This window comes from Nocardioides sp. WS12, assembly GCF_014108865.1.
Taxonomy (GTDB): domain Bacteria; phylum Actinomycetota; class Actinomycetes; order Propionibacteriales; family Nocardioidaceae; genus Nocardioides.
In genome coordinates this window covers 4,222,332-4,236,286 of record NZ_CP053928.1, presented here as the reverse complement: position 1 = coordinate 4,236,286, position 13,955 = coordinate 4,222,332, and the positions used below count along the sequence as shown (strand labels likewise).

15 protein-coding genes are annotated in these 13,955 nt (G+C 69.5%); 11 read left to right on the top strand and 4 right to left on the bottom strand.

The genetic code is table 11. The features are described 5' to 3' along the window. Window positions 1-28 precede the first annotated feature (28 nt). Window positions 29-937 (bottom strand): EamA family transporter, encoded by a 909-nt coding sequence (locus HRC28_RS20505; protein WP_237111586.1) that lies wholly within the window; start codon window positions 935-937, stop codon window positions 29-31. Between the two features lie 96 nt (window positions 938-1,033). On the opposite strand from HRC28_RS20505, the gene HRC28_RS20500 reads away from it, so the two are divergent. Genes HRC28_RS20500 through HRC28_RS20485 form a run of 4 tightly spaced genes read left to right on the top strand, consistent with a single transcriptional unit; the run spans window position 1,034 to window position 4,890 of the window. Further along, window positions 1,034-2,116, top strand: a complete 1,083-nt coding sequence (locus HRC28_RS20500) for an exo-alpha-sialidase (protein ID WP_182377237.1) — start codon at window positions 1,034-1,036, stop codon at window positions 2,114-2,116. Window positions 2,117-2,126: 10 nt separating this feature from the next. Further along, window positions 2,127-2,576, top strand: coding sequence for an SRPBCC family protein (locus tag HRC28_RS20495; RefSeq protein ID WP_182377236.1), 450 nt, complete (start codon window positions 2,127-2,129; stop codon window positions 2,574-2,576). A gap of 57 nt (window positions 2,577-2,633) precedes the next feature. Further along, entirely contained in the window at window positions 2,634-4,310 is a 1,677-nt protein-coding gene (gene ilvD, locus HRC28_RS20490; RefSeq protein WP_182377235.1) for a dihydroxy-acid dehydratase, read from the top strand. A 7-nt stretch (window positions 4,311-4,317) separates the two neighbouring features. Then, a complete protein-coding gene (locus tag HRC28_RS20485) occupies window positions 4,318-4,890 on the top strand; it encodes a pyridoxamine 5'-phosphate oxidase family protein (protein ID WP_182377234.1) in 573 nt (190 codons plus the stop codon). Between the two features lie 37 nt (window positions 4,891-4,927). Here the strand turns inward: HRC28_RS20485 and HRC28_RS20480 are convergent, their stop codons facing one another. Next, window positions 4,928-5,587, bottom strand: coding sequence for a hypothetical protein (locus tag HRC28_RS20480; RefSeq protein ID WP_182377233.1), 660 nt, complete (start codon window positions 5,585-5,587; stop codon window positions 4,928-4,930). 73 nt (window positions 5,588-5,660) lie between these two features. Here HRC28_RS20480 and HRC28_RS20475 point away from each other — a divergent pair, with 73 nt between their 5' ends. The 3 genes from HRC28_RS20475 (at window position 5,661) to HRC28_RS20465 (ending at window position 7,389) form a co-directional block, all read left to right on the top strand. After that, entirely contained in the window at window positions 5,661-6,374 is a 714-nt protein-coding gene (locus tag HRC28_RS20475) for a GNAT family protein (protein WP_182377232.1), read from the top strand. 77 nt (window positions 6,375-6,451) lie between these two features. Beyond that, on the top strand, window positions 6,452-6,928 hold the full coding sequence (locus tag HRC28_RS20470; protein WP_182377231.1) for a DUF6069 family protein: 477 nt from the start codon (window positions 6,452-6,454) through the stop codon (window positions 6,926-6,928). Between the two features lie 44 nt (window positions 6,929-6,972). Continuing rightward, on the top strand, window positions 6,973-7,389 hold the full coding sequence (locus HRC28_RS20465; RefSeq protein ID WP_182377230.1) for a VOC family protein: 417 nt from the start codon (window positions 6,973-6,975) through the stop codon (window positions 7,387-7,389). Window positions 7,390-7,392: 3 nt separating this feature from the next. On the opposite strand, the gene HRC28_RS20460 is transcribed toward HRC28_RS20465, so the two are convergent. Beyond that, on the bottom strand, window positions 7,393-8,412 hold the full coding sequence (locus tag HRC28_RS20460) for an SGNH/GDSL hydrolase family protein (protein ID WP_182377229.1): 1,020 nt from the start codon (window positions 8,410-8,412) through the stop codon (window positions 7,393-7,395). A 21-nt stretch (window positions 8,413-8,433) separates the two neighbouring features. Then, a complete protein-coding gene (locus tag HRC28_RS20455; RefSeq protein WP_182377228.1) occupies window positions 8,434-9,306 on the bottom strand; it encodes a LysR family transcriptional regulator in 873 nt (290 codons plus the stop codon). Window positions 9,307-9,422: 116 nt separating this feature from the next. On the opposite strand from HRC28_RS20455, the gene HRC28_RS20450 reads away from it, so the two are divergent. The 4 genes from HRC28_RS20450 (at window position 9,423) to ilvN (ending at window position 13,923) form a co-directional block, all read left to right on the top strand. Further along, window positions 9,423-10,493, top strand: a complete 1,071-nt coding sequence (locus HRC28_RS20450) for a 5'/3'-nucleotidase SurE (RefSeq protein ID WP_182377227.1) — start codon at window positions 9,423-9,425, stop codon at window positions 10,491-10,493. A gap of 31 nt (window positions 10,494-10,524) precedes the next feature. Next, window positions 10,525-11,403 (top strand): CHAD domain-containing protein, encoded by an 879-nt coding sequence (locus tag HRC28_RS20445; RefSeq protein WP_182377226.1) that lies wholly within the window; start codon window positions 10,525-10,527, stop codon window positions 11,401-11,403. A 223-nt stretch (window positions 11,404-11,626) separates the two neighbouring features. Next, complete coding sequence (locus tag HRC28_RS20440) at window positions 11,627-13,384, top strand: acetolactate synthase large subunit (RefSeq protein WP_182377225.1); 1,758 nt, start codon at window positions 11,627-11,629, stop codon at window positions 13,382-13,384. Continuing rightward, entirely contained in the window at window positions 13,384-13,923 is a 540-nt protein-coding gene (gene ilvN, locus HRC28_RS20435; protein WP_182377224.1) for an acetolactate synthase small subunit, read from the top strand. The genes HRC28_RS20440 and ilvN overlap by 1 nt, the downstream gene beginning before the upstream one ends. Window positions 13,924-13,955: the final 32 nt, after the last annotated feature.

Sequence of the window (13,955 nt, the reverse complement as noted above, 5' to 3'; positions counted from 1 at the left end):
CCCTAGCGATCCCAAGGTGTTCGCCGGGTCACCCTGAGGTGACATCTTCGTGAATCGGGTGTCGGGTCGCGCGGGTCGCCCCGACGCTCGCCACCACGACGCAGACGATGGCTGCCCACTGCACCGGTGCCAGTTCCTCGCCCACCACGAGCAGGCCCGCCAGGGCGGCAGCGGCGGGCTCGAGGCTCATCAGGACCCCGAAGGTCGCGGCCGGCAAGGTGCGGAGCGCGGCGAGTTCGGCGCTGTAGGGGACCACCGAGCTGAGCAGGCCTACGGCCGCACCGATCACCAGCACCCGCGTGTCGAGCAGGTCGCCACCATCGACGGTGAACAGCAGCAGGGGACTCAGCAGCACCACCGCGACCAGGCTCGCGACGGCGAGGCCATCGATCCCCTGCCAGCGTCGCCCGGTCGCGGCGCTGGAGAGGATGTAACCCGCCCAGGCGGCCCCCGCCAGCAGGGCGTAGGCGACGCCCACCGGGTCCAGGTGGCCTCTCTCGAAGCCGAGCAGCAGGACGCCGACGGCAGCCAGCCCGACCCACACCAGGTGCCGCGGGCGACGGAAGCCGACCGCCGCAAGGACGAGTGGGCCGATGAACTCGATGGTCACCGCGACACCGATCGGGATGCGCGAGAACGACTGGTAGATGCCCCAGTTCATCGCGCCCAGGCAGGCGCCGTAGCGAACGGCGACCAGCCAGTCCTCGCGGCTGCGGCCGCTCAGCTTCGGCCGCGCCCACAGCAGGAGTACGACGGCGCTGGTCGCCAGGCGCAGCCACACCACGCCGTTCGGCTCGAGGTCGTCGAACAATCGCTTGGCGAAGCCGGCCCCCAGTTGCACCGAGCCGATGCCGAGCAGGACCAGCGCGATCGCCACCCCGAGCGGAGGGCGGTGGTGGCCCTGGTGCTGCTCGGCATCGGGGGTGGTCGTGGGCACGGGCAGACGGTACCGGCGGCACCGGTGACTTTTGTCGGCCCCGTCGGTCAGAGTGAGGAGAGGCAGTTATTCGACCGCTACCTGCACGGAGGAACGATGACGACGATCCTGATGGTCGGGACGCGCAAGGGCTTGTGGATCGGTACGTCGGAGGACCGGCAGGACTGGTCCTTCACCGGCCCCCATCACGACATGGAAGAGGTCTATTCGGGCCTCGTCGACACCCGCGGCGCGACGCCACGGCTCTTCTCCGGTTCCTCGTCGAGCTGGCTCGGCCCGCAACTGCGCTGGTCCGACGACCTCGGCGCGACCTGGCACGAGACCCCGAACGGCGCGATCCGGTTCCCCGAAGGTGCCGGGGCCACGGTCGAGCGGATCTGGCAGATCGTGCCGGGCGTCGGGGACGGCGTACTGCATGCCGGCACCGAGCCGGGCGCCGTCTTCACTTCCACCGACGGCGGAGCGAACTTCGCGCTGGAGGAGGGGTTGTGGAACCACCCGCAGCGTCCGGAATGGGGTGAGGGCTTCGGCGGCCAGGCCTTCCACACCGTGCTGCCGCACCCGACCGATCCCAACTCGATCACGGCCGCGATCTCCACCGGCGGCGTCTACCGCACCACCGACGGGGGAGCGTCCTGGAACGCGCGCAACCACGGAATCCGGGCGGACTTCCTGCCCGAGGACCAGCGGTATCCCGAGTTCGGCCAGTGCGTGCACAAGGTCACCCGACACCCGAGCCGCCCCGAGCGCCTGTACCTCCAGAACCACGGCGGGGTCTACCGGTCCGACGACGAGGGCGGTTCGTGGACGTCGATCGGCGACGCGCTGCCCAGCGACTTCGGTTTCCCGATCGTGGTCCATCCGCACCGTCCCGACACGATCTGGGTGTTCCCGCTGGCGGGCGGCGAGGAAGGTCGGTACCCACCTCAGGGCCAGGCCCGCGTGTGGCGCTCCGACGACGCGGGGGACTCCTGGTCGTCGTACGACGTGGGCCTGCCGGCGGACTTCTACGTCGGCGTGATGCGCGACGCGATGTGCGTGGACAGCCACGATCCGGCGGGCCTGTACTTCGGTGCCCGCAACGGATCGGTCTGGGCGTCGTCGGACGACGGCGAGACCTGGAGCCAGATCGTGGCCAATCTGCCGGACGTGATGACCGTCAAGGTCGGCGTGGCCTAGGTTCGCCGTCATGCCTGCCTTCGCCCAGACGCACGAGACCACGATTGCGGCGCCGCCGGCGACCGTGCACGCCCTCATCGCGGACTTCCACGAGTGGATCAAGTGGTCCCCGTGGGAGGGCCTCGACCCTGACCTGAAGCGCACCTACGAAGGCGAGGGCGTCGGTGCCCGTTACACGTGGGCCGGCAACAAGAAGGCCGGTGAGGGCGCGATGACGTTCGCCGGGATCACGGCCTCGGAGGTCAAGGTCGACCTGCAGTTCCTCAAGCCGTTCAAGGCCGAGAACGACATCACCTTCGCGCTCACGCCCGCGGGCGAGGGAACCCACGTGGCCTGGACGATGTACGGCAACCGCAACCTCGCGTTCGCGATCATGGGCAAGCTCTTCTTTGACAAGGCGATCGGCAAGGACTTCGACAAGGGCCTCGCGTCCCTGAAGGTGGCTGCAGAGGAGGGCTGACCCGTCCCACCTGAGATATGGCGCGTGGTCACCAGAGGGGCCGACTAATCTGTGCACATGACCGATGCCCCCGACATCAAGCCCCGTTCGCGCGACGTCACCGACGGCCTGGAGAAGGCCGCCGCCCGTGGCATGCTCCGCGCGGTAGGCATGGGGGACGAGGACTTCAAGAAGTCGCAGATCGGTGTTGCGTCCAGCTGGAACGAGATCACCCCCTGCAACCTGTCGCTCGACCGGCTCGCGAAGGCCGTCAAGAACGGCGTGCACGCCGGTGGCGGCTACCCGCTCGAGTTCGGCACCATCTCGGTCTCCGACGGCATCTCCATGGGCCATGAGGGCATGCACTTCTCCCTGGTGAGCCGCGAGGTCATCGCCGACTCGGTCGAGGTCGTGATGAGCGCCGAGCGGCTCGACGGCTCCGTGCTGCTCGCCGGCTGCGACAAGTCGTTGCCCGGCATGCTGATGGCCGCTGCCCGCCTCGACCTGGCCAGCGTCTTCCTCTACGCGGGCTCGACCATGCCCGGCAGCGTCGACGGCAAGGACGTCACGATCATCGACGCCTTCGAGGCTGTCGGTGCGTGCCTGGCCGGCAAGATCACCCGTGAGGAGGTCGACCGCATCGAGCGGGCGATCTGTCCGGGTGAGGGTGCCTGCGGTGGCATGTACACCGCCAACACGATGGCCGCCGTCGGCGAGGCGTTGGGCATGTCCCTGCCCGGATCGGCTGCTCCGCCGGCCGTCGACCGCCGCCGTGACGGCTACGCCCACAAGTCCGGTGAGGCCGTCGTCAACCTGCTGCGTCTGGGCATCACTGCGCGCCAGATCATGACCAAGGAGGCGTTCGAGAACGCCATCACCGTCGTGATGGCACTCGGCGGCTCGACCAACGCCGTCCTGCACCTGCTGGCCATTGCCCGCGAGGCCGACGTCGACCTGACCCTCGACGACTTCAACCGGATCGGCGACAAGGTCCCGCACCTGGCCGACCTCAAGCCCTTCGGCAAGTACGTCATGAACGACGTCGACAAGATCGGCGGCATCCCCGTCGTGATGAAGGCGCTGCTCGACGCTGGCCTGATGCACGGCGACTGCCTCACCGTGACCGGCAAGACGATGGCCGAGAACCTCGCCGAGATCGACCCGCCGGACCTCGACGACGACGTGATCCACAAGCTCGACCGCCCGATCCACGCGACGGGTGGCCTGACCATCCTCAAGGGTTCGCTGGCGCCCGAGGGTGCGGTCGTGAAGACCGCCGGTTTCGACGCCTCGGTGTTCCGCGGCACCGCGCGGGTCTTCGACGGCGAACGCGCCGCACTCGACGCACTGGCCGAGGGCAAGATCGTCGCGAACGACGTCGTGGTCATCCGCTACGAAGGCCCCAAGGGTGGTCCGGGCATGCGCGAGATGCTCGCGATCACCGGTGCCATCAAGGGTGCCGGGCTCGGCAAGGACGTCCTGCTGATCACCGACGGACGCTTCTCCGGCGGCACCACCGGCCTTTGCGTGGGACACATCGCCCCCGAAGCGGTGGACGCCGGACCGATCGCGTTCGTGCGTGATGGCGACCCGATCGTCCTCGACGTCCTGAACCGGACGCTCGAGGTCGAGATCGACGACATCGAGGCCCGCAAGGTGGGCTGGGAGCCGCTCCCGCCGAAGTACACCCGGGGTGTGCTCGGCAAGTACGCCAAGGTCGTGCAGTCCGCGGCCCACGGCGCCGTCACCAGCTGAGGACGCGATGGGCAAGGTCCACGACCAGGTCGACGGACGGCTGCGTGCCTTCGTCGAGAAGCAGCAGGTGTTCTTCGTCGCGACCGCGCCGCTGTCCGGCGACGGTCACGTCAACCTTTCCCCGCGGGGCATCGTCGGCACTTTCGGGCTGATCGACGACCAGACGTTCGCCTGGCTCGACACCACCGGCAGCGGCAGCGAGACCATCGCGCACCTGCGCGAGAACGGCCGGATCACGGTGATGTTCTGCGCCTTCGAGGGACCCCCGAATATCGTCCGCTTCCATGGCCGCGGCCGGGTCGTGTCGCTCTACGATGCCGAGTACGCCGACCTGGCGGCCCGTTTCGAGGACCAGCCCGGCGCCCGGGCAGTGATCGTGGTCGACATCGAACGGATCTCCGACTCGTGCGGCTACGGCGTCCCGTTGATGGAGTACGCCGGCCAGCGCGACCTGCTGCGGCCGTACTTCGAGCGCAAGGGCGTCGCGGGCTCCGCTGAGTACCGCCGCCAGAAGAACCGGACCAGCCTCGACGGGTTGCCCGCCTTCGACTTCGATCCGACCGACGAGCAGTACCAGTAGCCGAGCAGGATCGCGCATGTGCGCGATGTTGGTCGGTTCAGCAGCGCTCAGGGCGACCAGAATCGCGCAGGTGCGCGATCACGTTCAGCCGCGCACCGGGAAGTGCGCCCGCCATGCGCAGCCTCGACTCCATCGGCGAGTCCACCCGCGAACGCACGAACGCGAGGGCAGCCCGAGCCTGGGCGGCGCCGGGACCGCAAGCCTCGGCACAGTGCTGACGGAGCTCGTCGAGCCCGATCATGCGTCGGACCATGGCGTCCCCGACGACGACCAGATCGACGAGCGGGAGCTTCTGGGCGAGTTCGATGAAGGTCTCGGGTAGGGCGGACACCCGGATCCCGTCGACGATGACGGAGCGGCCGCTGGGGTCGACGTGGCACCGGACGCCAGCGCGAGACCGGCGCGCCGCGGCGGTGGGAACGGTGACGTGTTCGTCCGGATCGATCGGCACCGGCAGCCGCCATGCCCGGGCCGCGGTGCTGTGGCTGCCGCGGGCCGCGTCGCCGAAGGGCAGGAGTGCCGCCCGGGCGAGCAGGGCCGGTGTCACCTCGACGTCCGCGGCGACGTAGATGCCGGTCAACAGCCTCCGGTAGCGCTGGGACCGGAGCTGGCGCGGCGTGATCCCGGCGGCGAGCGCCTGCTCCCGGGTGAAGGGCTGACGGACGTCGATCTCCGTCGTGCGGGCGGTCGCGGTCATGGGATGAGGATGTTCCAGATCATCGGGCGGCGTCGGTGCTCATCCACAGACCACAGCCCACTAGGGTCGGCAGGTGCCTGACGTCAACGAGTTCGGCCAGCAGGTCGGCGCCGTCGTACCCGACTGGGAACCCCGGCCCTTCCCGGAGCAGGTGACCCTGCCGGGGCGCTACGTCTCGGTCGAACCGCTGACTTCCGCGCGCTACGCGGACCTGTTCGCATCGACCTGTGGTCCCGACGACGGCGCACTGTGGGCCTACCGGCCGGTGCCGCGACCGACGTCGCTGGCCACCTTGTGGATGCACCTGGCCGGTTTGCTGGAGGCGCCCGACTGGGTGACCTACGCGCTGATCCCGCTCGAGGGTCCGGGTGCCGGCAAGGCGGCCGGCATCGCGTCGTACATGCGCATCGAGCCGGGCCACGGACAGGTCGAGGTCGCGGGCGTCCTGTTCGGGTCCGCCCTCCAGCGCACCCGCGCTGCGACGGAGGCAATCCACCTGCTGATGCGCCACGCCTTCGACGACCTCGGCTATCGCCGGTTCGAGTGGAAGTGCGACAGCCTGAACGAGCCGTCCCGACGCGCGGCGTCGCGGCTGGGCTTCGTCGAGGAGGGCCGGTTCCGCAACCACATGGTGACCCAGGGCCGGAACCGCGACACGGACTGGTTCTCGGTCATCGACAGCGAGTGGCCGGCTGTCCGGACCGCGCATGAGCAGTGGCTGGCAGCGGACAACTTCGACGCCGACGGGCAGCAACTGCGCGGGCTTCGAAGTTTTCTCGGCGAATGATGTCGTAACCCGGTTTCCCGTTCGTGGAGAGGGTGAGAGGCGGTCACCGGATCGCCACCATCCGAAGGGAAACGGCAATGTCTGCCATCACCACCAGCACGACCAGCACGACCCCCACCTCCTCCGTCCGCACCGCCCCCGCCCGCCGTGTTCCGGTCGGCGTGTACGCCTTCGGCGTCGCGTTCGTCGGCGCCGTCGTCACCGGCGGTTTCGAAGCCGTCACCCGCGCCGTGGGCGTGCCCTACGAGTTCGCGTTCCCGGGTGCCGAGCCGGCCAGCATGCCCGTCAGCGGCCTGTTCTTCGCCGTCCTCGAGTTCGGCGTGATCGGCGCGATCATCGCGGCCTGCCTCGCGCGGTGGGCCCGGCAGCCGCGGTCGACCTGGCGCCGCACCACGGTCACGCTCGTCGTGTTCTCGGTGGTGCCGTCGCTGGTCGCGGCCACGACGACGTACGCCACCAATGTCGCTCTGGCGGTCAGCCACGTGGTCGCCGCCGTCGTGATCATCCCGCTCGTCGCCCGGCGCCTGTCCGAGACGAACCCGCGTCGCGCGTGACCCTCGCGTCGGACGATGTCGGCGCAGGGTGATGGAGTGGATCCATGGACCAGCGCATCAGCTTCATCACCCTCGCCGTTGCCGACCTGGACGCCACCCGCCGCTTCTATCGCGACGGACTGGGCTGGACTCCGGAGATCGACGTGCCGGGCGAGGTGCTCATGTTCCGCGCGGGTGAGCATCTCGTCCTGTCGCTGTGGGACCGCGCCTCGTGTGAAGCCGAGGTCGGCACGCTGATGAGCGGTCCCGGCATCGCGCCGCTGACGATCTCGCACAACATGCCCTCGCCCGAAGGTGTCGACGAGGTGCTCGCGACCGCGAAGGCTGCCGGCGCTCCGCACGTCCAGCCGGGGATGCAGCGCGACTGGGGCGGCTACTCCGGCTACTTCTCGGACCCGGACGGCTTCCGGTGGGAAGTCGCCCACAACCCGAGTCCGGTCGGCGACATCGTGCTGCCCTGAGCGTCAGCGCTCGATCTGCTGCAGCACGGATCGCGCCTGGGACCGGGCGCCTGCCGCGTTCGGGTGCGCCGGTACGGCGACCGCGAGATCGTTGAGCGAGATGACGCCGAGGCCTTCGACGTACCGGGTCAGCGGACCCGTGCACACGTGATGGCCGGTGCTCAGCGGGTGGGTGTCCACCAGTTCCGCACCGCCGCGCCGTGCGGCCTCGGCCAGCATCGCGTTGAGCTTGACGAACACGGAGTTCAGGTACGCCATGTCGGTGTTGGTGATCGGCACGATCGGCCAGCAACCGCGGACCGGGATCGCGTCCAGGTAGTTCACCAACAGGACCCGTGCGCGGGGTGAACGGCGCTTGATCTCCTTGAGCGCGGCGACGACCTTGTCCTCGGTTGCGGCGACGTTGTCGGCGAGTTGGTCGAAGCCGCCCGCGGTGAACCGCTCCTTGCACCCGCCCAGCGGCAGAGAGGACTCGTCGATCAGCGGGATCACGTCCGGGAAGGGCAGCACGGGCGTCGGGATGCTGATCGGCGATGCGGAGATGCAGGAGACCGCGCCGGACGCCACCTCTGCGTCATTGCCGCCGATCCCGACGGTCACCAGGTCGGTCGTGGGCGTCAGCCGGTCGAACTGCGGCGGGTTGGTGCCACCGAGCGGCAGCCCGGTCTGCGGCTGGGCGAAGTGCTCGGTGGTCGCCGAGCCGCAGGTCGCGTCCCGGAACACCGGGATCGCCAGGGTGCGGGCCACGAGCTTCGGGTAGTTGGTGTGCGACTGGAAGCAGTCCACCGGCGCATGCGTCGAGTCCGGCACGCCGTTGCGGTCGAAGAGCACCACATCGGCCGACCACGAGTCGCCGAGGGCGACGTACTCCTGATAGCGCGGGGTGGCCTCGGCGTGCGCCACCGGAGCGGCGCCTGAGGAGATCAGGGGAGTGGCAGCCAGTCCGAGCAGGGCAGCAACGAGGGCAGGCACGGCGGTACGACGGCGCATGCGGGTCCAACGAGCGACTGTGGCGCGCGTCACACGGCCTGCCCTGACGCCGGGTCAGCCGACGAGAGCGCTCATCTGCCGCACCACTTCGAGCAGTGGACCCAGGGCGGGTGACGCATCACCCGCGCGATGCACCGTCGTGAGCGGGCGATGGATGGGCGGATCGAAACTGCGGACGACGACGCCCGGCACCGGCGCCCGGGCGGCTTCAACGCTGTGCCAGATGCAGGACGCCAGGCCTGCGGTCACGGCAGCCAGCCAGACGTTGCGTTCGTCGGTCTCGACGGCCACCTCCGGCACCACTCCGGCGCGGGCGAAGAATCCGTCCAGGGCGGCCCGTCGCTTGCTGCCGGCGGTCGGGAGGACGAGGGGCAGGCCGGCGAGGTCGGCCATCCGGACCCGATCCGGCAACTCGAGCGCAACGGGGGAGTAGAGCCGGATCTCGGCGCGGCCGATGGTCACCTGCACCAGATCGGACGTCACGGCGCTGTCGCAGATCCCGAGGTCAGCCGTCCCGGCGGTGACCAGGTCGACGACTTCGGCCGAACTGCTGCAGCCGACCAGTCGTGACGGCATCGCGACACCGTGGTCCCGCAGGGCCGCAAGGATCGGTACGGCGAGCGCGGCCTGCAGCGTCGGCGACGCGGCGATGACCAGCGGTGCAGCGTGATCGGTGGTGCTGGCCACCGACTGCAACGCGTCGATGCTGGCCAGGACGCCGCGGGCACGGCGCACCAGTTCGGCGCCTTCGGGACTCAAGGTCACGCCGCGACCGGACCGCTCGAAGATCGTGATGCCGAGCTCGCGCTCGAGGTGGCGGATGGCCCGGCTCAGCGCTGGCTGGGCGACGAACACGGCCGCCGCCGCGGCGGTCATGCTCCCGTGGTCGACCGTCGCGACGACGTACCGCAACTGCTGGATGTTCATCGCGTGCCTCCTGGGTCCTGCCGGTGCTCATGCCGAACGGGTCTTGGACGCCCGACCGTGTCGCCTCCGAATGTAGAACCTGTTCCACTCGGGCACATCCCCATCGAGGAGTAGCAATGCGTTCTGTTCCCTCCATCCCCGCGAGCATCCCCATGGTCAGGCGGCTCGCCGCAGTCGGCCTGACCCTCGTCGCGGCTCTCGCCGGCTCGGTCGCGTCGGCTCCGGTGACGGGCGCCGCGCCCGTCGAAGCCGCGGCCTCGGCTGCGCCTGCCCTGGCCGGCCTCAAGGTCGTGTTGACCAACGACGACAGCGCCCGCGGTCTCGACGCCGGTTTCGGTACCGACGGCAAGGGCCTCTACGAGCTGCGCCGCGCGCTCTGCAACGCCGGTGCCGACGTCCTTGTCGTGGCGCCGTGGGCCCAGCAGAGCGGCGCCGGCGCGCGGATGACGTCGCCCGGCTTCTCGCCGATCGCCATCACCGTCCAGGCCGTGACGCCCCCGGCGGCGTACGCCGGTGACTGTGGCGCTGCCTCGACCGGTGGTGCTGTGTTCGGTGTGTGCGTGGCCGTGGCGCCCTGCACCTCGACGTCACCGTCGGCCTCGCCCGCTGACGCCGTGAACGTCGCACTCAGCCGCTTCGCCGCGAACTACTGGTCCGACGGGCCGGACGTGGTGCTCTCCGGCACGAACTTCGGACAGAACATCGGGACCACGCTGAACCACTCCGGCACCGTTGGCGCCGTCGTCACCGCCCATGAGTACGGCGTCGCCGCGATCGCCTTCAGTGCTGAGGTGCCGCGGGACCTGGCCCAGATCCCGAACGTGCCGTTCACCGCCACCGCGAACTTCGCGGTCCGCCTGCTCGGATCCCTGGTCAAGTGGGACGCGCTCACGAGTGACCTGGTCCTCAACGTGAACCACCCGTTCGTCGGACCCGGCGAGACCATCGGTCGCGCCGTCAAGGCTGATGTCGGGTACAGCAACGACCTCGGTCTGAGCTTCATCGACAACGTGCCGGCCACGGGGGGCACCTATCGCCTGACTGTGGGCGCACCGGTGGCGGAGACCCGCCGCAACGCCGACACGACTGCCCTGGCGCGCAACGACATCCCGATCACCGCGCTCGACGGCGACTGGGGCCGGTCCATGCCGATCCAGATCGCCCTGCTCATCGCGTCACTCCGCTGACGCGCCGCCCGTCCGGTGACACGATGGGTCCGTGACCCACGCGTTGCCGGACGGGCAACCGGCCTTCTCGGGCGGCGACATGCTGACGGCTGTCGTCGTCGACCTGAGCCGGATGATCACGGACCGACGAGGACCGGCACTCGCTGACGAGTCGGATGCGGTGCACCAACTCCGGACCTCGGTCCGCCGGATGCGCAACGTGCTCGCGGCCTTCGGCCCCTGTTTCGACGAGGATCTGGCCGAGAAGTTCGCCGTCGTGCTCGCGGCCTACGGCGGGCTGCTGGGGGAGTGCCGCGACCTCGAGGTGCGGGCTGCCGATGCTGCTGCGGCGCTGGAAGCGACCGGGCAGGGCGACCTGTACGACAGCGTGGTCGCTCCGCTGCTGGCCGATCACGACCGGGCCCACGCCGCGCTCGTCGTCTGGCATCGGGCCGGTGGTGCGGAAAGCCTCGACGCCCTTCTTGCGCACTGGTCCGCCGAGCCGCCGCTGACGAGTCGGGCCGACCGGCCCGCCACGAAGGTCGCCGTGAGAGCGGTACGCCGCCAACTCAAGCGGGTGCTCGACCGGGTCGACCGGCTCGGCGGCGAGGACACCGCCGAGGCGGAAGAGGCTGTGCACGCCCTGCGTCGCGCGGCCCGGCGACTGCGGCACACGGCCGACGCCGTCGAGGGAGTCGATGGCGTCGACGGCGCGGCCCGGGTCGGCGACCTCGGCCAGCGCATCCAGGGTCTGCTCGGCGATCACCGCGACGCGGTGTTGCTGGCCGACCACGTGCGGCAGTGCGCTGCGGGTGTGGCCGACCGGACGTCGTACGACCGGGTGATCGGGCACGCAGTGACCCTCGCGGACGACGCGATGGCCGGGCTCGATGGCGCCCTGGCGGACCTCCGTGGGGTGGTCGTCCCGTGAGACGGACGTCTTGTATCCTGAGACGAGGGGGCACCCTCATTCGACGGTCGATGGGCGACGGCGTACGGTGGGCCCATGCATGAACAGCTTCTCGTACGCACCGGACGCGCCGCCTGACATCGTCAGTGTGACGCGTCCCGCCCCTCGTTGCCCGGCAACCGAGGGGTTTTTGCTTGTACGACGAACGTGAGCCAGAACATGAGCACAGACAAGGAAGAACCGGATGACTGAGCAGCAGGGCTCGGGCGAGACCATCACCGGCGCGCAGAGCCTGATCCGTTCGCTGGAGGCGGCCGGTGTCACGGACATCTTCGGCATCCCCGGCGGCGCGATCCTCCCCGCGTACGACCCCCTGATGGACAGCAGCATCCGGCACATCCTCGTCCGCCACGAGCAGGGTGCCGGCCACGCGGCGCAGGGCTATGCCTCGGCGTCCGGCCGCGTCGGCGTCTGCATGGCCACCTCGGGCCCCGGTGCGACGAACCTGGTCACGCCGATCGCCGATGCCCACATGGACTCCGTGCCCATGGTCGCCATCACCGGTCAGGTGGGTGCCGCGATGATCGGCACCGACGCCTTCCAGGAAGCCGACATCCGCGGCATCACGATGCCGATCACCAAGCACAACTTCCTGGTGACCGACCCGGCCGAGATCCCGATGAAGATCGCCGAGGCGTTCCACATCGCCTCGACCGGTCGTCCGGGCCCGGTCCTGGTCGACGTCACCAAGTCGGCCCTGCAGGCGATGACCAGCTACCAGTGGCCGACGGAGCTCAACCTCCCCGGCTACCGCCCCGTCACCCGTCCGCACGCGAAGCAGATTCGCGAAGCCGCGCGCCTCATGCTCGAGTCGCGCAAGCCCGTCCTGTACGTCGGCGGCGGCACCATCCGCTCCGGCGCCTCCAAGGAACTGCTGACCCTCGCCGAGCTCACCGGCATCCCGGTCGTCACCACCCTGATGGCCCGCGGCGCGTTCCCCGACAGCCACCCGCAGCACCTCGGCATGCCCGGCATGCACGGCACCGTGGCCGCAGTCGGTGCGTTGCAGAAGAGCGACCTGATCATCAGCCTGGGCGCCCGCTTCGACGACCGGGTGACCGGCAACCTGGACTCCTTCGCGCCGCACGCCAAGATCATCCACGCGGACATCGACCCGGCGGAGATCGGCAAGAACCGCTACACGGACGTCCCGATCGTGGGCGACGTCCGTGAGGTCCTCATCGACCTGGTCACCACGCTGCGCACCGAGCAGGACGCCGGCAACACGGGCGACTACGAGGGCTGGGTGGCGTTCTGCGCCGGCATGAAGCAGCAGTACCCGGTCGGCTACGACACCCCCGAGACGGGCCTCTCGCCGCAGTACGTCATCGAGCGCCTCGGCGTGCTCTCGGGCCCCGACACGATCTACACCGCCGGCGTCGGCCAGCACCAGATGTGGGCCGCGCACTACGTCAAGTACGAGCGCCCCAACACGTGGATCAACTCCGGTGGCCTCGGCACGATGGGCTTCGCGGTCCCCGGCGCCATGGGCGCCAAGGTCGCCATGCCCGACCAGACCGTGTGGGCGATCGACGGCGACGGCTGCTTCCAGATGACCAATCAGGAGCTCGCCACCTGTGCGATCAACGACATCCCGATCAAGGTCGCGATCATCAACAACGAGTCGCTCGGCATGGTGCGGCAGTGGCAGACGCTGTTCTACAACTCGCGCTACTCCAACACCGACCTGCACTCGAAGCGAATCCCCGACTTCGTGAAGCTCGCTGACGCCTACGGCTGCGTGGGCCTGTCCTGCGACAACCCGGGCGACGTCGACGCGACCATCGAGAAGGCCATGTCGATCAACGACCAGCCGGTGGTCGTCGACTTCCGCGTGTTCCGCGACGCCATGGTGTGGCCGATGGTCGCCGCAGGAACCAGCAACGATGAGATTCAGTACGCGCGTGACCTCGCGCCCCAGTTCGATGAGGACGATGTCTGATGGCGCAGCACACCCTGTCGGTCCTGGTCGAGAACAAGCCGGGCGTCCTGGCCCGGATCTCGGCACTGTTCAGCCGTCGCGGCTTCAACATCGAATCGCTCGCGGTCGGCCCGACCGAGCACGCCGAGATCTCGCGGATGACGATCGTCGTGAACGTCGACGAGTCGCCGCTCGAGCAGGTCACCAAGCAGCTCAACAAGCTGGTCGAGGTGATCAAGATCGTCGAGCTCGATGCGGCGTCCTCGGTCACCCGTGAGCTGGTCATGGTCAAGGTCGGCGCGACGGCGGACAACCGCGGCGAGGTCCTCGACATCACCCAGCTGTTCAAGGCCAAGGTGATCGACGTCGCTTCGGACGCGATCACCATGCAGGTCGTCGGCAACTCCGACAAGATCGCAGACCTGCTGCGCGTGCTCGAACCCTTCGGGATTCGCGAGCTCGTGCAGTCCGGCATGGTGGCCATCAGCCGCGGCTCGCGGTCGATCTCCGAGCGTGGCAAGCCGGTCGCCGTACCGGTTCCGCCCGCTGCCAACGCCTGACAACCCACCCACCCGAGAAACAAGGAGAGCCC